The sequence below is a fragment of the Pseudomonas sp. LAIL14HWK12:I10 genome (genome assembly GCF_900184205.1).
In the GTDB taxonomy this organism is placed as follows: Bacteria; Pseudomonadota; Gammaproteobacteria; order Pseudomonadales; family Pseudomonadaceae; genus Aquipseudomonas; species Aquipseudomonas kermanshahensis.
Genome location: NZ_FXWU01000016.1, coordinates 38393 through 58945, shown reverse-complemented (window position 1 = coordinate 58945; position 20553 = coordinate 38393). Strand labels below are relative to the sequence as shown.

Sequence of the window (20553 nt, the reverse complement as noted above, 5' to 3'; positions counted from 1 at the left end):
TTGCCGACTGACCCGCGGATTTGAGTGACAACCATGCCAAAACGTACAGACATCAAAAGCATCCTGATTCTCGGCGCTGGCCCGATCGTGATCGGCCAGGCCTGCGAATTCGACTACTCCGGCGCCCAGGCTTGCAAAGCCCTGCGCGAGGAAGGTTTCCGCGTCATCCTGGTGAACTCCAACCCGGCCACCATCATGACCGACCCGGACATGGCCGACGCCACCTACATCGAGCCGATCAAATGGCAGTCGGTGGCCAAGATCATCGAAAAAGAGCGCCCAGACGCGGTGCTGCCGACCATGGGTGGCCAGACCGCGCTGAACTGCGCCCTGGACCTGGAGCGCCATGGCGTTCTGGAAAAGTTCGGCGTAGAGATGATCGGTGCCAACGCCGACACCATCGACAAGGCAGAAGACCGCTCGCGCTTTGACAAGGCGATGAAGGACATCGGCCTGGAGTGCCCGCGCTCCGGTATCGCCCACAGCATGGAAGAGGCCAATGCGGTCCTCGAGAAGCTCGGCTTCCCGTGCATCATCCGCCCGTCGTTCACCATGGGCGGCACCGGTGGTGGTATCGCCTACAACCGTGAAGAATTCGAAGAAATCTGCGCCCGTGGTCTGGACCTGTCGCCGACCAAAGAGCTGCTGATCGACGAATCGCTGATCGGCTGGAAGGAATACGAGATGGAGGTGGTCCGTGACAAGAAGGACAACTGCATCATCGTCTGCTCGATCGAAAACTTCGACCCGATGGGTGTGCACACCGGTGACTCGATCACCGTTGCGCCAGCGCAGACCCTGACCGACAAGGAATACCAGATCATGCGCAACGCCTCGCTGGCGGTGCTGCGTGAAATCGGTGTCGAAACCGGCGGTTCCAACGTGCAGTTCGGTATCTGCCCGAACACCGGCCGCATGGTCGTGATCGAGATGAACCCGCGCGTATCGCGTTCGTCGGCCCTGGCTTCCAAGGCTACCGGCTTCCCGATCGCCAAGATCGCCGCCAAGCTGGCCGTCGGCTACACCCTCGACGAACTGCAAAACGACATCACCGGTGGCCGCACCCCGGCGTCGTTCGAGCCGTCGATCGACTACGTCGTCACCAAGCTGCCACGCTTCGCCTTCGAGAAATTCCCGAAAGCCGACGCCCGCCTGACCACCCAGATGAAATCTGTGGGTGAAGTCATGGCCATCGGTCGTACCTTCCAGGAATCCCTGCAGAAAGCCCTGCGCGGCCTGGAAGTCGGTGCCTGCGGCCTGGACCCGAAAGTCGACCTGGCCAGCCCAGAAGCTGCCAGCATCCTCAAGCGCGAACTGACCGTGCCGGGTGCCGAGCGTATCTGGTATGTCGCTGACGCCATGCGTTCGGGCATGACCTGCGAAGAAATCTTTGCCCTGACCGGCATCGACATGTGGTTCCTGGTTCAGATGGAAGACCTGATCAAGGAAGAAGAGAAGGTCAAGACCCTGGCCCTGTCGGCCATCGACAAGAACCTGATGCTGCGCCTCAAGCGCAAAGGCTTCTCGGACCAGCGCCTGGCCGTACTGCTCGGTATCACCGACAAGAACCTGCGTCGCCACCGTCACAAGCTGGAAGTGTTCCCGGTCTACAAGCGCGTCGACACCTGCGCTGCCGAGTTCGCCACCGACACCGCCTACCTGTATTCGACCTACGAGGAAGAGTGCGAGGCCAACCCGTCGACCCGCGACAAGATCATGATCCTGGGTGGCGGCCCTAACCGTATCGGCCAAGGCATCGAGTTCGACTACTGCTGCGTACACGCGGCACTGGCCCTGCGTGAAGACGGTTACGAGACCATCATGGTCAACTGCAACCCAGAAACCGTCTCCACCGACTACGACACCTCCGACCGCCTGTACTTCGAGCCGCTGACCCTGGAAGACGTGCTGGAAGTCTGCCGCGTCGAGAAGCCGAAAGGCGTCATCGTGCACTACGGCGGCCAAACCCCGCTGAAACTGGCCCGCGCCCTGGAAGAAGCCGGCGTACCGATCATCGGTACCAGCCCGGACGCCATCGACCGTGCCGAAGACCGTGAGCGTTTCCAGCAGATGGTTCAGCGCCTGAACCTGCTGCAGCCGCCAAACGCTACCGTGCGCAGCGAAGAAGAAGCGATCCGCGCTGCGGGCGGTATCGGTTACCCACTGGTCGTGCGCCCGTCGTACGTACTGGGTGGGCGCGCCATGGAAATCGTCTACGAACTGGACGAGCTCAAGCGCTACCTGCGTGAAGCGGTACAAGTGTCCAATGACAGCCCGGTGCTGCTCGACCACTTCCTCAACTGCGCCATCGAGATGGATGTGGATGCGGTCTGCGACGGCACCGACGTGGTGATCGGCGCGATCATGCAGCACATCGAGCAGGCGGGTGTTCACTCCGGTGACTCGGCGTGCTCGCTGCCACCGTACTCGCTGCCGGCTCACGTGCAGGACGAAGTCCGCGAACAGGTCAAGAAAATGGCCCTGGAGCTGGGCGTGGTCGGCCTGATGAACGTGCAGCTGGCCCTGCAGGGCGACAAGATCTACGTGATCGAAGTCAACCCGCGCGCCTCGCGTACCGTACCGTTCGTCTCCAAGTGCATCGGCACTTCGCTGGCGATGATCGCGGCCCGCGTCATGGCTGGCAAAACCCTGAAAGAGATCGGTTTCACCAAAGAAATCATCCCGAACTTCTACAGCGTCAAGGAAGCCGTCTTCCCGTTCGCCAAGTTCCCAGGGGTTGACCCGATCCTCGGCCCTGAGATGAAATCGACCGGTGAAGTCATGGGCGTCGGTGACAGCTTCGGTGAAGCCTTCGCCAAGGCCCAGATGGGTGCCAGCGAAGTGCTGCCGACCGGCGGTACTGCGTTTATCAGCGTGCGTGACGACGACAAGCCACAAGTGGCTGGCGTTGCCCGCGACCTGATCGCCCTGGGCTTCGAAGTGGTTGCCACTGCCGGCACCGCCAAGGTTATCGAGGCGGCTGGCCTGAAAGTGCGCCGTGTGAACAAAGTGACCGAAGGTCGCCCGCACGTGGTCGACATGATCAAGAACGACGAAGTGTCGCTGATCATCAACACCACCGAAGGCCGTCAGTCGATCGCTGATTCCTACTCGATTCGTCGCAATGCGCTGCAGCACAAGATTTACTGCACCACCACCATTGCGGCCGGTGAAGCCATCTGCGAAGCGTTGAAGTTTGGTCCTGAGAAGACCGTTCGTCGCTTGCAAGATCTGCATGCAGGACTTAAAGCATGAGCATTACCAAGTACCCGATGACCGTCCAGGGCGCTCGCGCCCTGGAAGAAGAGCACCTGTTCCTGAGCAAGACCGAGCGCCCGCGCCTGAGCCAGGCGATTGGTGAGGCGCGCGAGCTGGGCGATCTCAAGGAAAACGCCGAATACCATGCCGCCCGTGAGGAGCAGGGCATGGTCGAGGCGCGTATCCGCGACATCGAAGGCCGCCTGCAGAACTCGGTCGTGATCGACGTGACCACGATCCCTCACACCGGCAAGGTGATTTTCGGCACCACCGTGGTGCTGGCCAACACCGAAACCGATGATGAAGTGACCTACCAGATCGTCGGCGAGGATGAAGCCGACGTGAAACAGGGCAAGCTTTCGAGCGGCGCACCCATTGCCCGTGCCATCATCGGCAAGGAAGAAGGTGATACCGTCGTCGTCAAGACGCCAAGTGGCACGGTCGAGTACGAGATTGTCGAAGTCAAACACATCTGATCGGCGCCTGCGGGCGCCATCCCTTGAAGGGATCCTCTGGCAGCTGGCCCAGGTATTCTGGGTTGGCGGCTTGTGGGTGTTTCATGTGGGGCTGGTGCCCGCGCTCAAGGTCACTGGCCTAGCGCCCCTGCTGGTGCAGGATGTCGCTGGGCAGATCGACCGCTGGTTGATTGGCGTGGCCTTGCTAGGCTTGTTGACCCAGCTGGCGGTATTGGCGAGGGTAGAGGGGCTGTCTGCCTGGTGGCGGCAGTTCCGTGGCCAGATGCTGTTGCTCGGCTTCGGTGCTTGCGTGGGGTATTACACCTTGCGCTACGGCATTTCAGTGGGCGAGCGCTGGCAGATGTTTTGTTTCCTGGTACTGGGCTTTTCCGGCATCGTGCTGGTGGCCCAACCCGTACCGGTCAGGGCGCGCCAGGCGCGCCACTGATCGGAGCCGCTATTATTTGAAGCGGTGGATGTTGGACAGCTGTTTGTTCGGCTGTGGGTTCTTCCGGTAGATCAGCGCTTTCTTGCCGATGGTCTGCACCAGTTCGGCGCGGCCAACCTTGCACAATTCGGCAATGGCGGCGGCTCGTTCTTCACGATCTTCGGAGCGAATCTCGACTTTGATCAGTTCATGATCGGCGAGTGCGCGTTCCAGTTCGGCGGCAACGCCTTCGTTAACACCGTTGCCAGCAACGATCAGGACCGGCTTCAGGTCATGACCAATGGACTTGTATTGCTTCTTCTGCTCGTTATTGAGCGGCATAATCTGACCCTTTCCGTCTGATTCTGTAAAATTGACAGGCATTTTACCCGAGGGCCCCTGGCTCCGCCCAGTCAATCACGACGCATATCATCGAGGTGCCCCGTGGTACAACGTTCCAAAAGCAGCGCTAACTGGCTGCGAGAGCATTTTAACGACCCTTTTGTGAAGCAAGCGCAGAAGGATGGCTACCGCTCGCGTGCGAGCTACAAACTGCTTGAGATCCAGGAAAAGGACCGTTTGATCCGTCCTGGCATGAGTGTGATCGACCTCGGCGCAGCCCCGGGTGGCTGGTCGCAGGTGACCAGTCGTCTGATTGGTGGCCAAGGGCGCCTGATCGCCTCCGACATCCTGGAAATGGACTCGATCCCTGACGTTACCTTCATTCAAGGCGACTTCACCCAGGATGCAGTCCTGCAGCAGATTCTCGACGCAGTCGGTGATTCTCACGTAGACCTTGTGATTTCCGACATGGCCCCCAATATGAGTGGTACGCCTGAAGTGGATATGCCGCGCGCCATGTTCCTGTGCGAATTGGCACTGGACCTGGCAACCCGCGTGCTCAAGCCTGGTGGTGACTTCCTCATCAAGATTTTCCAGGGCGAAGGCTTCGACATGTACCTGAAGGACGTGCGCACCAAGTTCGACAAGGTACAGATGCGTAAGCCATCGTCTTCGCGGGATCGTTCGCGTGAGCAGTACCTGCTGGGTAAAGGTTTCAAAGGCGTGTGAAAGGCGTGCCACGGGGTGGTCGATAGTTAATTCCAATCGGCCGCCCCGTCTGTATCGTCCGAACTTCGTGTAGTCTAGGTTTCACAAAGGGTTACAGACGGTGCCTGCGGATGCGTAGGTAATGTAGTAAGTTAGGGCGATGAATATCATGCGAGGCACGGCTGCGTCGTGCGCCGGCCTCAGAGGGTAGCGAATTGAACGACATGGCAAAGAATCTGATCCTGTGGTTGATCATCGCAGCTGTCCTGGTGACAGTGATGAACAACTTCTCCAGCCCTAACGAGCCGCAGACCCTCAACTACTCCGACTTCATCCAGCAGGTTAAAGACGGGAAAGTCGAGCGCGTGACCGTCGACGGCTACATCATTACCGGCAAGCGTGCCGACGGCGACAACTTCAAGACCGTGCGCCCGGCCATTACCGACAACGGCCTGATCGGCGACCTGGTCGACAACCACGTGGTCGTCGAAGGCAAGCAGCCTGAACAGCAGAGCATCTGGACGCAGTTGCTGGTCGCCAGCTTCCCGATCCTGGTGATCATTGCCGTGTTCATGTTCTTCATGCGCCAGATGCAAGGTGGCGCGGGCGGCAAGGGCGGGCCGATGAGTTTCGGCAAGAGCAAGGCGCGCCTGCTGTCCGAAGACCAGGTCAAGACCACCCTGGCTGACGTCGCCGGTTGCGACGAAGCCAAGGAAGAAGTCGGCGAGCTGGTCGAGTTCCTGCGCGACCCGGGCAAGTTCCAGCGCCTCGGCGGTCGTATTCCGCGCGGCGTGCTGATGGTTGGCCCACCCGGTACCGGTAAGACCCTGTTGGCCAAGGCCATCGCAGGTGAGGCGAAAGTGCCGTTCTTCACCATTTCCGGTTCGGACTTCGTCGAAATGTTCGTCGGTGTCGGTGCGAGCCGTGTGCGTGACATGTTCGAACAGGCCAAGAAGCACGCCCCGTGCATCATCTTCATCGACGAAATCGACGCCGTTGGTCGCCACCGTGGCGCCGGCATGGGCGGTGGTCACGATGAGCGTGAGCAAACCCTCAACCAGTTGCTGGTAGAGATGGACGGCTTCGAAATGAACGATGGCATCATCGTCATTGCCGCCACCAACCGTCCGGACGTGCTGGACCCTGCGCTGCTGCGTCCTGGTCGCTTCGACCGTCAGGTCGTTGTGGGCCTGCCGGACATCCGTGGCCGTGAGCAGATTCTTAAAGTACACATGCGCAAGGTGCCGATTGGCGAGAACGTCAACCCGGCGGTCATTGCCCGTGGTACCCCAGGCTTCTCCGGTGCAGACCTGGCCAACCTGGTCAACGAAGCTTCGCTGTTTGCCGCGCGCTCCAACAAGCGCCTGGTCGAAATGAAAGAGTTCGAGCTGGCCAAAGACAAGATCATGATGGGCGCCGAGCGCAAGACCATGGTCATGTCCGAGAAAGAAAAACAGAACACCGCCTACCACGAAGCCGGTCATGCCATCGTCGGTCGTCTGGTGCCTGAGCATGACCCGGTCTACAAGGTGTCGATCATCCCCCGTGGTCGTGCCCTGGGTGTCACCATGTTCCTGCCTGAGGAAGACCGTTACAGCCTGTCCAAGCGCGCGCTGATCAGCCAGATCTGCTCGTTGTACGGCGGCCGTATCGCCGAAGAAATGACCTTGGGCTTCGATGGCGTCACCACCGGTGCCTCCAACGACATCATGCGCGCCAGCCAGATTGCCCGGAACATGGTCACCAAGTGGGGCCTCTCCGAGAAACTCGGCCCGCTGATGTATGCCGAAGAAGAGGGCGAGGTGTTCCTCGGCCGTAGCGCCGGCAGCCAGCACGCCAGCGTCTCGGGTGAAACCGCCAAGCTGATCGACTCGGAAGTGCGCAGCATCATCGACCAGTGCTACGCCACGGCCAAGCAGCTGCTCACCGACAACCGCGACAAGCTCGATGCCATGGCCGAAGCGCTGATGAAGTACGAGACCATTGACGCCGACCAGATCGACGACATCATGTCGGGTCGTACCCCTCGCGAACCGCGGGACTGGGATGGTGACTCGGCTTCGGGCAACCCTGCAGCTCAGGGTGACCGCCCGGAATCGCCAATCGGCGGCCCAGCGGCTCAACACTAAGGGCATCTATGAGTTCAGTGCAGTACCCAACCCGGTTGCCTTGCGGCAACCGGGTTCTTGATTTGTCGCGTACCCATGTCATGGGTATTCTCAATATCACCCCCGACTCATTCTCCGATGGCGGGCGCTTCAGCCAGCGCGATGCTGCGCTGCGCCATGCCGAAGCCATGGTTGCCGCGGGCGCCACGCTGATCGACATCGGTGGCGAATCGACGCGCCCTGGCGCGCGCGCGGTGTCCGTGATCGAAGAAATCGAACGCGTGGCACCGATGGTCGAGGCGATCAACAGTCGTCTGGACGTGGTCATTTCGGTCGATACCTCCACGCCTGCGGTCATTCGTGAATCCGCACGGCTGGGGGCTGGCCTGATCAACGACGTTCGTGCCCTGGAGCGCGATGGCGCGCTTGATGCGGCGGCGGACACCGGCCTGCCGGTGTGCCTGATGCATATGCGCGGTGAGCCGGGCAATATGCAGGACGACCCGCACTACGATGATGTGACGGCCGACGTAACGCGATATCTTGAACAGCGGATGGCCGCCTGTGCTGCGGCGGGCATCCCTGCAGACAAAATCATTCTTGACCCGGGCTTCGGTTTCGCCAAGACATTGGCGCATAACCTAAGCCTGTTCAAACACATGGAAGCGCTCTATCGCCTTGGGCGCCCACTGCTGGTGGGCGTTTCACGAAAGAGCATGATCGGCCTGACGCTGGATCGTCCGGTCGGCGAGCGTCTGTACGGCAGCCTGGCGCTGGCAGCGTTGGCCATGACCAAGGGCGCGAGCATCCTTCGCGTTCATGATGTGGCCGAAACTGTCGATGTAGTGCGCATGATCGCTGCGGTACAAAACGCCGAATAAGAACATTGGAGCCGCTATGAGCAGAAAATACTTTGGTACCGACGGCATTCGTGGCCGCGTCGGCGAATACCCGATCACGCCGGACTTCATGCTGAAACTCGGCTGGGCCGCCGGCATGGCCTTCCGCAAACAGGGCCACTGCCGTGTGCTGGTGGGCAAGGACACGCGTATTTCCGGTTACATGTTCGAGTCCGCACTTGAGGCGGGGTTGTCTGCAGCCGGTGCCGACGTGATGCTGCTCGGGCCGATGCCGACACCGGCCATCGCCTACCTTACGCGTACGTTCCACGCTGAAGCCGGTATCGTCATCAGTGCCTCGCACAACCCGCACGACGACAACGGCATCAAGTTCTTCTCCGGGCAAGGCACCAAGCTGCCTGACGAAGTCGAGTTGATGATCGAGGAATTGCTCGATCAGCCCATGACGGTGGTCGAGTCGAGCAAGCTGGGCAAGGTTTCGCGCATCAACGACGCCGCCGGCCGCTACATCGAGTTCTGCAAGAGCAGCGTGCCCTCGAGCACCAGCTTCGAAGGCCTCAAGCTGGTGGTCGATTGTGCCCATGGTGCCACCTACAAGGTCGCGCCGAGCGTGTTCCGCGAGCTGGGTGCTGACGTGACCATTCTGCATGCTCAGCCAGATGGCCTGAACATCAACGAAGGGTGCGGTTCGACCCATATCGAGTCGCTGCAGGCGGCCGTGCTGGTCGGTCATGCTGACCTGGGCATCGCCTTTGACGGCGACGGCGATCGGGTGCTGATGGTCGACCACACCGGTGCCATCATCGACGGTGACGAACTGCTGTTCATCATCGCGCGTGATCTGCACGACCGCGGCAAGCTGCAGGGCGGGGTAGTGGGTACGCTGATGAGCAACCTGGGCCTTGAGCTCGCGCTCAAGGATCTGGATATCCCGTTTGTGCGGGCCAAGGTCGGCGACCGTTACGTCATGGCCGAGCTGCTCGAGCGCGAGTGGCTGATCGGTGGCGAAAATTCCGGGCATGTCGTGTGCTGCAACCACACCACCACCGGTGATGCGATCATTGCCGCGCTGCAGGTGCTGATGGCGCTCAAGCGTCGCGGCGAGACCCTGGCCCAGGCCCGTCAGGCCCTGCGCAAGTGCCCACAGGTGCTGATCAACGTGCGCTACGGGGCAAGTAAGGTCGACCCGCTGGAGCACCCAGCAGTCAAGGAAGCCAGTGCCAAGGTGACCGAGGCGATGGCTGGTCGCGGGCGTGTGTTGCTGCGCAAGTCGGGTACCGAGCCGTTGGTGCGCGTCATGGTCGAAGGCGATGACGAAAGTCAGGTTCGCGCCCATGCCGAAGCGCTGGCGAAACTGGTCGGCGAAGTTTGTGTCTGAAGGCGCTTGCCAGCGCAGATCTGGTTGGGTAAGATCTGCGCCCACTTTGACCGACGAGGTAAAGCATGCGTCGCCCTATGGTAGCTGGTAACTGGAAGATGCACGGTACCCGCGCCAGCGTCGCTGAGCTGACCGAGGGCTTGAGCAATCTCGCCCTGCCGAGCGGAGTGGAAGTCGCGGTGTTTCCGCCGGCCTTGTTCATCAATCAAGTGATTGATGGCCTGGCAGGTAAAGAAATAACTGTCGGCGCACAGAATTCTGCTGTACAACCCGAACAGGGTGCGCTGACCGGCGAAGTTTGTCCGGAACAGCTGGCCGAAGTGGGCTGCAAGTTGGTGTTGGTTGGGCATTCGGAACGTCGCCAGATCATTGGTGAAACCGACGAAGTGCTTAACCGCAAGTTTGCAGCCGCACAGGCTAAAGGTTTGAAGCCGGTGCTGTGCATAGGGGAAACCCTTGAAGAGCGCGAGGCTGGCAAGACACTCGAAGTTGTCGGGCGTCAACTAAGCAGTATCATCGAAGCGTTCGGTGTTAAGGCTTTTGCCAATGCAGTAATTGCTTATGAGCCTGTATGGGCCATCGGCACTGGCTTAACGGCCACGCCACAGCAGGCTCAGGATGTGCACGCCGCCATCCGTAGTCAGCTGGCGGCAGAAGATGCTGAAGTGGCTGCGAAGGTGCAGCTGCTCTACGGCGGCAGCGTGAAGGCGGCCAATGCGGCCGAACTGTTCGGCATGCCGGATATCGATGGGGGGCTCATTGGTGGAGCGTCCCTGAACGCAGACGAATTCGGTGCAATTTGTCGCGCCGCAGGAAACTGAACAAATGCTGGAAACAGTCATCGTTGTTTTTCATCTGTTGGCAGCGCTGTCGCTAGTAGTGCTGGTACTGTTACAACAGGGTAAAGGTGCGGAAGCAGGTGCATCTTTCGGCGCAGGGGCCTCAAACACTGTGTTCGGAAGCCAAGGTTCTGCAACCTTCCTAAGTAAATTCACTGCAATACTCGCTGCCACTTTCTTTTTGACAGCACTTGGGTTAGGATACTTCGCCAAGGAACAAGCTCACAAGCTGACCCAGGCGGGCCTTCCAGATCCAGCAGTATTGGAAGTGAAAGAGCAGAAGCCGGCAGTAAATGATGATGTACCGGTGCTCCAACAGCAGAAGAGCGAAACCGCCCCTACAACGGGTGATGTACCTCCTCCGGCAGAAGAGCAGAAGTAACGGGTTTCAAATGTAGTATTGCCGAGGTGGTGGAATTGGTAGACACGCAACCTTGAGGTGGTTGTGCCCATAGGGTGTAGGGGTTCGAGTCCCCTTCTCGGTACCAATTGAAGCAAGAGAGCCCGCTTTATGCGGGCTTTCTTGTAGGTGGAGGTCGGATTGACCCAGCACTGGGTTCAGTCTTATACTTTCGCCCCAGCTTTGTCGCGGGGTGGAGCAGCTTGGTAGCTCGTCGGGCTCATAACCCGAAGGTCGTTGGTTCAAATCCAGCCCCCGCAACCAGCTTCAGCGGAGCCCCTTTTCAGGGGCTTTTTGCTAGCCGAACAGTTTTCGGCGTCGTTGTCCAACGGCGCTTTCAGGGATGGGCGCTTCGCCCATTTTTTATTTGCACAGCATGCACGAGGGGGTTCAGGTGTCGAGCAAGCTAGAACAGTTGCAGGCCTTGTTGGCCCCGGTTGTCGAGGGTCTGGGCTATCAGTGCTGGGGGATCGAGTACGTTTCCCAGGGTAAGCATTCGGTACTGCGCATCTACATCGATAAGGAAGACGGGATCCTGGTTGACGACTGCGAAGCGGTCAGCCGTCAGGCCAGCGCCATTCTTGATGTGGAAGATCCGATCAGCAGTGAATATACCCTTGAAGTGTCGTCTCCAGGCATGGATCGCCCGCTGTTCACTCTGGAACAGTTTGCCTCGCATGCCGGCGAACAAGTGAAGATCAAGCTGCGCTCACCCTTCGAGGGTCGTCGTAACTTCCAGGGCCTTCTCCGCGGTGTGGAGGAGCAGGATGTGGTGGTCCAGGTGGACAATCAAGAGTTCCTGTTGCCGATCGACTCGATCGACAAGGCCAATATTATTCCCAGTTTTGACTGAGACGTGCCGGGCCCGGCGGACTATCCGGGCCCAATGGCTTGCGCAAGGCGAGGCGTACGATGAGCAAAGAAGTACTGCTGGTTGTTGAATCGGTATCCAACGAAAAAGGTGTACCGCCCGGCGTCATTTTCGAAGCGCTGGAAGTGGCCCTGGCCACTGCAACCAAAAAACGTTTTGAGGACGAAGTCGACCTGCGTGTGGAAATCAACCGCCACACCGGTAGCTACGAGACCTTCCGTCGCTGGACCGTGGTCGATGAAGCCGATCTTGATGATCCGGCGATCGAGACCTGGTTGAGCAAGATCCACGAGACCCACCCTGAAGCCAAGGTCGGTGACGTGATCGAGGAGAAGATCGAGTCTATCGAGTTCGGTCGTATCGCCGCCCAGACCGCCAAGCAGGTCATCGTGCAGAAGGTCCGTGAGGCCGAGCGCGCCCAGGTGGTCGATGCCTACCGCGAACGCGTGGGTGAAATCATCTCCGGTACCGTCAAAAAAGTTACCCGCGACAACGTCATCGTTGACCTGGGTAACAACGCCGAGGCCTTGTTGGCTCGCGAAGACATCATTCCCCGCGAGACTTTCCGTGTGGGTGTGCGCCTGCGTGCACTGCTCAAGGAAATCCGCACTGAAAACCGTGGCCCTCAGTTGATCCTGTCGCGCACTGCGCCACAGATGCTGATCGAGCTGTTCCGCATCGAAGTGCCGGAAATTGCCGAGGGTCTCATTGAAGTCATGGCTGCATCCCGTGATCCGGGGTCGCGAGCCAAGATCGCCGTCCGCTCCAAGGACAAGCGTATCGACCCGCAAGGTGCCTGTATCGGCATGCGCGGTTCGCGCGTCCAAGCCGTATCCGGAGAGTTGGGTGGTGAGCGTGTGGATATCGTCCTCTGGGACGATAACCCGGCGCAGTTCGTCATCAACGCTATGTCGCCGGCTGAAGTCGCGGCGATTATCGTTGACGAGGATGCCCATGCCATGGACATCGCCGTCGCCGAAGACAACCTTGCCCAGGCCATTGGTCGTGGCGGTCAGAACGTTCGTTTGGCCAGTCAGTTGACCGGCTGGACCTTGAACGTGATGACCGAAAAGGACATCCAGGCCAAGCAGCAAGCAGAAACCGGTGACATCCTGCGCAATTTCATCGATGAACTGGAAGTCGACGAGGAGCTGGCCCAAGTGCTGGTCGACGAAGGCTTTACCAGCCTCGAAGAAATTGCCTACGTACCGTTGGAAGAAATGCTCAACATCGATGGCTTTGACGAAGATATCGTCAATGAGCTCCGCGCTCGAGCCAAGGACCGTTTGTTGACCAAGGCCATCGCTACCGAAGAAAAACTGGCAGACGCCCATCCGGCCGAAGACCTGCTCTCCCTTGAGGGCATGGACAAGGACCTGGCGGCGGAACTGGCGGTGCGCGGCGTGGTTAACCGCGAAGACCTGGCCGAGCAGTCGATTGACGACCTGCTCGACATCGACGGCATCGACGAAGAGCGTGCCGGCAAGTTGATCATGGCCGCCCGAGCCCACTGGTTCGAGTAATTAGGCGCGGCCTGAGGAGAGAAGTGCATGACGCAAGTCACGGTGAAAGAACTGGCCCAAGAGGTCGAGGCACCGGTAGAGCGCCTGCTGCAGCAGATGCGTGAGGCAGGTCTGCCGCACACCGACGCCGGTCAGGTAGTGACCGACAATGAGAAGCAGACCCTGCTGACTCATTTGAAAAGCAGCCACAAGAGCAAGGCGGAAGAGCCGCGCAAGATTACCTTGCAGCGCAAGACCACCAGCACGCTGCGTGTCGCCGGTAGCAAAAGCATCAGCGTAGAAGTACGCAAGAAGAAAGTATTCGTTCAGCGCAGCCCGGAAGAAATCCAGGCTGAGCAAAAACGCGAGCAAGACGAGCGCCGTGCGGCCGAAAATGCTGCGCGCGACAAGGTTGACGCCGAAGTTCGCCAGCGCAATGAAGAGCAGGCCCGTCGTCACGCTGATGCCGCCCCTGCGGCCCCAGCTGCCAAACCGGCTGCCGCTGCTAGCGCTGCTGCACCTGCCCCGGCACCTGTAGTCGCTGACGCGCCTGCATCGGAAGATGCCGCCGCACGTGCCGCCGAACGCAAAAAAGACGAGACCCGTCGCAACGAAAGCCGCACTCGCGATGACGACCGTCGTCGTGGCGAAGCGCCTCGTGTGTCGATCAAGGTCAAGGTCAAGGAAAAGGAAAAGGCGCCGACTCCGCGTGCTGCTCCGCGTACCACCGACGAAGAGAGCGATGGCGCTCGTCGTGGTCGTGGTGGCAAGGGCAAGCTGAAGAAGCGTAATGCTCACGGCTTCCAGAACCCGACCGGCCCCGTCATCCGTGACGTGACCATCGGCGAGACCATCACGGTCTCGGAACTGGCCAACCAGATGTCCGTCAAGGGCGCTGAAGTGGTCAAGTTCATGTTCAAGATGGGCACCCCGGTTACCATCAACCAGGTGCTCGACCAGGAAACCGCTCAGCTGATCGCAGAAGAGCTGGGCCACAAGGTGACCCTGGTCAGCGATACCGCCCTGGAAGACTCCTTGGCCGAATCGCTGAAGTTCGAAGGCCAAACCGAATCGCGTGCCCCGGTCGTTACCGTCATGGGCCACGTTGACCACGGTAAGACCTCGCTGCTCGACTACATCCGTCGTGCCAAGGTTGCTGCTGGCGAAGCCGGCGGTATCACCCAGCACATCGGCGCCTACCACGTGGAAACCGACCGCGGCATGGTCACCTTCCTCGATACCCCGGGCCACGCTGCGTTCACTCAGATGCGTGCTCGTGGTGCCAAGGCGACCGACATCGTCATCCTGGTGGTGGCGGCGGACGACGGCGTGATGCCGCAAACCCGTGAAGCCGTTCAGCATGCCAAGGCTGCTGGCGTCCCACTGGTTGTCGCAGTGAACAAGATCGACAAGCCAGGTGCTGACCTCGACCGCATTCGCAACGAGCTGTCCGTCGAAGGCGTTACCTCCGAGGACTGGGGTGGTGACACGCCGTTCGTCAAGGTTTCGGCCAAGATGGGTACCGGTGTTGATGAACTGCTCGAAGCCGTTCTGCTGCAGGCCGAGATCCTCGAACTGACCGCTACCCCGACCGCTCCAGGTCGTGGTGTCGTCGTCGAATCGCGTCTGGACAAGGGCCGCGGCCCAGTGGCGACCATCCTGGTTCAGGACGGTACGCTGCGTCAGGGCGACATGGTCCTGTGCGGCTCCAACTATGGCCGCGTACGTGCCATGCTCGACGAGAACGGCAAGCCTGTGAAGGAAGCTGGCCCGTCGATCCCGGTCGAGATCCTTGGCCTGGACGGTACCCCGGAAGCCGGTGACGAGCTGTCGGTGGTGGCTGACGAGAAGAAAGCCCGCGAAGTTGCCCTGTTCCGTCAAGGCAAGTACCGCGAGGTCAAGCTGGCCCGTGCTCACGCTGGCAAGCTGGAAAACATCTTCGAGACCATGGGTCAAGAAGAGAAGAAGACCCTCAACATCGTCCTCAAGACCGACGTACGTGGTTCCCTGGAGGCACTGCAGGGTTCGCTCGGCGGCCTGGGCAACGACGAAGTTCAGGTTCGCGTGATCGGTGGCGGCGTAGGTGGTATCACCGAGAGCGACGCCAACCTGGCGCTGGCGTCCAACGCGGTGCTGTTCGGCTTCAACGTGCGTGCCGATGCCGGTGCGCGCAAGATCGTCGAGCAGGAAGGTCTGGATATGCGTTACTACAACGTGATCTACGACATCATCGAAGACGTCAAGAAAGCCCTGACCGGCATGCTCGGCAGCGATGTTCGCGAGAACATCCTGGGTGTCGCCGAAGTACGTGACGTGTTCCGTTCGCCGAAGTTCGGCGCCATCGCTGGCTGTATGGTCATCGAAGGTACCGTGTACCGCAACCGTCCGATCCGCGTACTGCGCGAAGACGTTGTGATCTTCGAAGGCGAGCTGGAATCGCTGCGTCGCTTCAAGGACGACGCTGCCGAAGTACGTTCGGGCATGGAGTGCGGTATTGGCGTCAAGAGCTACAACGACGTCAAGGTCGGCGACAAGATCGAAGTCTTCGAGAAAGTCCAGGTGGCTCGTACCCTCTAAGGGCGAGCTTGCCGCAAGCCCCCGCTACAGGGCGGTTGGCGGCGCCTTTATAGGTAGCGCCCGGTCAGGCATCAGCCTGACCGGGCGTTTGCCGCTTTAAGTTACAGGTAGCAAGAATGGCCAAAGAATATAGCCGTACCCAACGTATCGGTGATCAGATGCAGCGCGAGCTGGCTGAACTGATCCGCCGCGAAGTCAAGGACCCACGTGTGGGTCTGGTGACCATCACTGCCGTGGACGTCAGCCGCGACCTGGGCCATGCCAAGGTGTACATCACCGTCATGGGCGAGGAAACGCCAGACGCCGTGAAGCAGTCGCTGAAGGCGCTGAACAGCGCTGCCAGCTTCCTGCGTCTGCACCTGGGGCGTTCGATGCAACTGCGCAGCGTCCCCCAGCTGCATTTCCACTTCGATGAAAGCGTCAGCCGCGGTGTACACCTGTCGGCGCTGATCGAGCGTGCAGTGGCCGAAGACCGCCTGCACAAGGATACCGACGAGCTGGACACCAAGGAGTAAGCGGTGGCCCAGGTCAAACGTATTCGCCGCAACGTCAGCGGCATCATCCTGCTCGACAAGCCGCTCGGCTTTACCTCCAACGCGGCACTGCAGAAGGTCCGCTGGTTGCTCAATGCGGAGAAGGCTGGCCACACCGGCAGCCTCGATCCGTTGGCCACCGGCGTGCTGCCACTGTGCTTCGGTGAAGCGACCAAGTTTTCGCAGTACTTGCTCGATTCCGACAAGGGCTACGAAACCGTCATGCAGATGGGGCAGACTACCAATACTGCCGATGCTGAAGGCGAGGTTTTGCAGACCCGTGAGGTGACCGTTGGTCGTGCCGACATCGAGGCCCTGCTGCCACGTTTTCGCGGCCCGATCAGCCAGATACCGCCGATGTACTCGGCACTCAAGCGCGATGGTCAGCCGCTGTACAAACTGGCACGTGCTGGAGAGGTAGTGGAGCGCGAGGCGCGTTCTGTTACTATTAACCGCTTGGAGTTGCTCGAGTGCGAAGGCACCCGTGCACGGCTCAGTGTAGGATGCAGCAAAGGCACCTATATCCGCACCCTGGTGGAGGATATCGGCGAAGCCCTTGGCTGTGGCGCCTATGTCGCAGAGTTGCGCAGGACCCAGGCCGGGCCCTTCGCACTGGCACAGACGGTGACCCTCGAAGCACTCGAACAGGCCCATGCCGAAGGCGGCAACGAAGCGCTTGATCGCTTCCTGATGCCTTCCGACAGCGGGTTGCAGGACTGGCCAATGGTCAGCCTGTCTGAACACAGTGCGTTCTACTGGCTGCATGGGCAGGCAGTACGCGCGCCGGATGCGCCGCAGTTTGGCATGGTCCGGGTACAAGATCACAACGCGCGCTTCATCGGTATCGGTGAAGTGAGTGAAGACGGGCGCATTGCGCCACGTCGGTTGATTCGGTCGGAATGACCGAAACCGCAGGGCGAGGCTTCGGCTGAACCCTACGGAGTCAAGGGTGGCTGTCAGTAGGCACGGTCACACCTTTCTTATTAATACAGGGATTTGTCCCTGGCCTATTGGACCCCGTTCGCGGGATCCGTTATCAGGAGAAGCCAAATGGCCCTCAGCGTTGAAGAAAAAGCTCAAATCGTTACCGACTTCCAGCAAGCAGCTGGCGACACTGGTAGCCCGGAAGTTCAGGTTGCTCTGCTGACCGCGAACATCAACAAGCTGCAAGGCCACTTCAAGGCCAACGGTAAAGACCACCACTCGCGTCGTGGCCTGATCCGTATGGTTAACCAGCGTCGTAAGCTGCTGGACTACCTGAAGGGCAAAGACACCACTCGTTACAGCGCCCTGATCGGTCGCCTGGGCCTGCGTCGCTAATAGCGGCCTGGTCAGTGGTGTGCATGGCGTCTCATGCATTGGCAACGCTGCCTGGCAGCGTTGTCTTTGGGCGCGCCATGCGTATCTCCGAGGCTGGCAGCCTGGTTACGTTGTGCGGTTTTCCGCGCTTCGGCCAGGCTCCCAGCCTCGTGTTGTATCTGGACGGTCAATGGGGCCGATTCCCCGTTCTGCCCAAGAATTCGCAAGAAACCAGTTCCCCCAAGAGCCACTGAAAAGGTAGGAAACCGTGAACCCGGTAATCAAGACATTCCAGTTCGGTCAATCGACCGTTACTCTCGAAACGGGCCGTATTGCCCGTCAGGCCACCGGCGCAGTGCTGGTCACTGTAGACAACGACGTCACCGTGCTGGTGACCGTGGTCGGTGCCAAGCAAGCCGATCCAGGCAAGGGTTTCTTCCCTCTGTCGGTCCACTACCAGGAAAAGACCTACGCCGCCGGCAAGATCCCAGGTGGTTTCTTCAAGCGTGAAGGCCGTCCTTCCGAGAAAGAGACCCTGACCTCGCGCCTGATCGACCGTCCGATCCGTCCGCTGTTCCCTGAAGGCTTCATGAACGAAGTCCAGGTCGTCTGCACCGTGGTTTCCACCAGCAAGAAGACCGATCCGGACATCGCTGCGATGATCGGTACCTCGGCTGCCCTGGCAATCTCCGGCATTCCGTTCGAAGGCCCGATCGGCGCCGCCCGCGTTGCTTTCCACGAAAGCACCGGCTACCTGCTGAACCCGACCTACGAGCAACTGGCTGCCTCGAGCCTGGACATGGTCGTTGCCGGTACCTCCGACGCCGTTCTGATGGTTGAATCGGAAGCCCAAGAGCTGACCGAAGACCAGATGTTGGGCGCTGTTCTGTTCGCCCACGACGAATTCCAGGCTGTTATCCAGGCTGTCAAAGAGCTGGCCGCCGAAGCTGCCAAGCCGACCTGGGACTGGAAACCTGCCGTTGCCAACACCGAGCTGTTCAACGCCATCCGCGCCGAATTCGGCGAAGGCGTTTCGCAGGGCTACACCATTACCGTCAAGGCCGACCGCTACGCGCGCCTGGGCGAGCTGCGCGATCAGGCGGTCGCCAAGTTCTCCGGTGAAGAAGGCCAGCCATCGGCTTCCGAAGTCAAAGAAATCTTCGGCGAAATCGAATACCGCACCGTTCGCGAGAACATCGTCAACGGCAAACCGCGTATCGATGGCCGTGACACCAAGACCGTTCGCCCGCTGAACATCGAAGTCGGCGTCCTGCCGAAGACTCACGGTTCGGCGCTGTTCACCCGTGGCGAAACCCAGGCCCTGGTCGTTGCGACCCTGGGTACTGCCCGTGACGCCCAGCTGTTGGACACCCTCGAAGGCGAGAAGAAAGACCCCTTCATGCTGCACTACAACTTCCCGCCGTTCTCGGTTGGCGAGTGTGGTCGTATGGGCGGTGCTGGCCGTCGCGAAATCGGCCACGGCCGTCTGGCCCGTCGCTCGGTCCAGGCCATGCTACCTGCCGCTGACGTGTTCCCGTACACCATCCGTGTGGTTTCGGAAATCACCGAGTCCAACGGTTCCAGCTCGATGGCTTCGGTCTGCGGTGCTTCCCTGGCACTGATGGACGCAGGTGTGCCGATGAAGGCGCCGGTTGCCGGTATCGCCATGGGCCTGGTCAAGGAAGGCGAGAAATTCGCGGTCCTGACCGACATCCTGGGTGACGAAGACCACCTGGGCGACATGGACTTCAAGGTTGCCGGTACCGCCAAAGGCGTTACTGCACTGCAGATGGACATCAAGATCAACGGCATCACCGAAGAGATCATGGAAATCGCCCTGGGCCAAGCCCTGGAAGCGCGCCTGAACATCCTCGGTCAGATGAACCAGATCATCGGTCAGTCGCGTACCGAGCTGTCGGCCAACGCTCCGACCATGATCGCGATGAAGATCGACACCGACAAGATCCGTGACGTCATCGGCAAAGGCGGCGCCACCATTCGCGCCATCTGCGAAGAGACCAAGGCTTCGATCGACATCGAAGACGACGGCTCGATCAAGATCTTCGGCGAAACCAAGGAAGCAGCTGAAGCAGCCCGTCAGCGCATCCTGGGCATCACTGCCGAGGCCGAAATCGGCAAGATCTATGTGGGTAAGGTCGAGCGCATCGTTGACTTCGGTGCCTTCGTCAACATCCTGCCTGGCAAGGATGGCCTGGTGCACATCTCCATGCTGAGCGATGCTCGCGTTGAGAAAGTCACCGACATTCTGAAAGAAGGTCAGGAAGTCGAAGTGCTGGTACTGGACGTGGACAACCGCGGCCGTATCAAGCTGTCGATCAAAGACGTTGCCGCGGCCAAGGCCTCCGGCGTCTAAGCGACTGACGCGCAATAGAAAAAAGAGCCCTTCGGGGCTCTTTTTTTTTCGCCTGACGGGAACCTTTTGTACAGTTGCATCTTGCACGCAGGTTTACCTCGCAGGTTGCAAAATGCACGACTCATGCAACTGGATGAAAATGCTAAGTCATTGATTTATAAGCGTTTAAGCGAAGCGGAAAAGCTGGCACAGCACATGCAACTACCTTCATACCTGCAGCCAGGAACAACGGCGCAGACCTTTCGAAAAACAGGAGTGACTCACATGAAGAAGTTCGCCATTGCTGCCGCTACTGCTACCGCTCTGACCCTGACCATGGCTAATGCGGCATTTGCCCAACAGTCCACCCAGGCCCCTATGACGCTGGCGGCCGGTGAGGTGACCAAAGCCAAGGAAGCTACATCCGATACTTGGATCACCACCAAGGTGAAGGCTGACCTGATGACCGAGAAAGGTGTACCTGGCAGCGACATCAAGGTTGAAACCAACAAGGGTGTCGTTTCGCTGTCCTCTGATGTGGCAGTGACTGACGCGCAGAAAGAGATGGCAGTTGCCATCGCCAAGAAGATCAAAGGTGTTCAGGCCGTTTCGGCTGATGGCCTGAAGTCCGAATAAGGGACGT

Annotated in this window: 18 protein-coding genes and 2 tRNA genes; 19 read left to right on the top strand and 1 reads right to left on the bottom strand. The window is 59.8% G+C overall.

From position 1 onward, the window contains the following. The first annotated feature begins 33 nt into the window (after positions 1–33). The 3 genes from carB to QOS90_RS25185 are packed head-to-tail and all read left to right on the top strand — an operon-like array spanning position 34 to position 4161. Positions 34–3255, top strand: a complete 3222-nt coding sequence (gene carB / locus QOS90_RS25195) for a carbamoyl-phosphate synthase large subunit (RefSeq protein WP_027595035.1) — start codon at positions 34–36, stop codon at positions 3253–3255. Beyond that, positions 3252–3734 carry a transcription elongation factor GreA gene (gene greA / locus QOS90_RS25190; protein ID WP_008098898.1) on the top strand — a complete coding sequence of 161 codons (483 nt, stop codon included), beginning with the start codon at positions 3252–3254 and terminating at the stop codon, positions 3732–3734. The genes carB and greA overlap by 4 nt, the downstream gene beginning before the upstream one ends. Beyond that, positions 3712–4161, top strand: coding sequence for an MFS transporter (locus QOS90_RS25185; protein ID WP_081717511.1), 450 nt, complete (start codon positions 3712–3714; stop codon positions 4159–4161). The genes greA and QOS90_RS25185 overlap by 23 nt, the downstream gene beginning before the upstream one ends. Positions 4162–4173: 12 nt before the next feature. On the opposite strand, the gene QOS90_RS25180 is transcribed toward QOS90_RS25185, so the two are convergent. After that, entirely contained in the window at positions 4174–4482 is a 309-nt protein-coding gene (locus QOS90_RS25180) for a YhbY family RNA-binding protein (RefSeq protein WP_027595032.1), read from the bottom strand. A gap of 102 nt (positions 4483–4584) precedes the next feature. Here QOS90_RS25180 and rlmE point away from each other — a divergent pair, with 102 nt between their 5' ends. From rlmE to QOS90_RS25100, 16 genes are all read left to right on the top strand, one after another. Continuing rightward, positions 4585–5211 (top strand): 23S rRNA (uridine(2552)-2'-O)-methyltransferase RlmE, encoded by a 627-nt coding sequence (gene rlmE / locus QOS90_RS25175; protein WP_027595031.1) that lies wholly within the window; start codon positions 4585–4587, stop codon positions 5209–5211. A 203-nt stretch (positions 5212–5414) separates the two neighbouring features. Continuing rightward, complete coding sequence (gene ftsH, locus QOS90_RS25170; RefSeq protein ID WP_027595030.1) at positions 5415–7319, top strand: ATP-dependent zinc metalloprotease FtsH; 1905 nt, start codon at positions 5415–5417, stop codon at positions 7317–7319. A gap of 8 nt (positions 7320–7327) precedes the next feature. Further along, a complete protein-coding gene (gene folP / locus QOS90_RS25165) occupies positions 7328–8179 on the top strand; it encodes a dihydropteroate synthase (RefSeq protein WP_027595029.1) in 852 nt (283 codons plus the stop codon). A gap of 16 nt (positions 8180–8195) precedes the next feature. Then, the gene (gene glmM, locus QOS90_RS25160; RefSeq protein ID WP_027595028.1) at positions 8196–9536 is read left to right on the top strand and encodes a phosphoglucosamine mutase; all 1341 of its coding nucleotides are present in this window, start codon (positions 8196–8198) and stop codon (positions 9534–9536) included. Between the two features lie 65 nt (positions 9537–9601). Then, a complete protein-coding gene (tpiA, locus tag QOS90_RS25155) occupies positions 9602–10357 on the top strand; it encodes a triose-phosphate isomerase (protein WP_027595027.1) in 756 nt (251 codons plus the stop codon). A gap of 4 nt (positions 10358–10361) precedes the next feature. Next, on the top strand, positions 10362–10757 hold the full coding sequence (secG, locus tag QOS90_RS25150; protein ID WP_027595026.1) for a preprotein translocase subunit SecG: 396 nt from the start codon (positions 10362–10364) through the stop codon (positions 10755–10757). 20 nt (positions 10758–10777) lie between these two features. Beyond that, positions 10778–10863: transfer RNA gene (locus QOS90_RS25145), tRNA-Leu, on the top strand. Between the two features lie 99 nt (positions 10864–10962). After that, a tRNA-Met gene (locus QOS90_RS25140) sits at positions 10963–11039 on the top strand. Between the two features lie 130 nt (positions 11040–11169). After that, a complete protein-coding gene (rimP, locus tag QOS90_RS25135) occupies positions 11170–11628 on the top strand; it encodes a ribosome maturation factor RimP (RefSeq protein ID WP_033694237.1) in 459 nt (152 codons plus the stop codon). A gap of 59 nt (positions 11629–11687) precedes the next feature. After that, on the top strand, positions 11688–13169 hold the full coding sequence (gene nusA / locus QOS90_RS25130) for a transcription termination factor NusA (protein ID WP_027595024.1): 1482 nt from the start codon (positions 11688–11690) through the stop codon (positions 13167–13169). Between the two features lie 27 nt (positions 13170–13196). After that, positions 13197–15725, top strand: coding sequence for a translation initiation factor IF-2 (infB, locus tag QOS90_RS25125; protein WP_085274238.1), 2529 nt, complete (start codon positions 13197–13199; stop codon positions 15723–15725). Positions 15726–15841: 116 nt separating this feature from the next. Beyond that, positions 15842–16240: a 30S ribosome-binding factor RbfA gene (gene rbfA, locus QOS90_RS25120; RefSeq protein WP_027595022.1), complete on the top strand. Its 399-nt coding sequence runs from the start codon at positions 15842–15844 to the stop codon at positions 16238–16240. Positions 16241–16243: 3 nt separating this feature from the next. Next, positions 16244–17161: a tRNA pseudouridine(55) synthase TruB gene (truB, locus tag QOS90_RS25115; RefSeq protein ID WP_027595021.1), complete on the top strand. Its 918-nt coding sequence runs from the start codon at positions 16244–16246 to the stop codon at positions 17159–17161. A gap of 147 nt (positions 17162–17308) precedes the next feature. Next, positions 17309–17578, top strand: coding sequence for a 30S ribosomal protein S15 (rpsO, locus tag QOS90_RS25110; protein ID WP_012274241.1), 270 nt, complete (start codon positions 17309–17311; stop codon positions 17576–17578). Positions 17579–17825: 247 nt separating this feature from the next. Beyond that, a complete protein-coding gene (gene pnp, locus QOS90_RS25105; protein WP_085274237.1) occupies positions 17826–19931 on the top strand; it encodes a polyribonucleotide nucleotidyltransferase in 2106 nt (701 codons plus the stop codon). 264 nt (positions 19932–20195) lie between these two features. Continuing rightward, complete coding sequence (locus QOS90_RS25100; protein ID WP_012274238.1) at positions 20196–20546, top strand: BON domain-containing protein; 351 nt, start codon at positions 20196–20198, stop codon at positions 20544–20546. Positions 20547–20553: the final 7 nt, after the last annotated feature.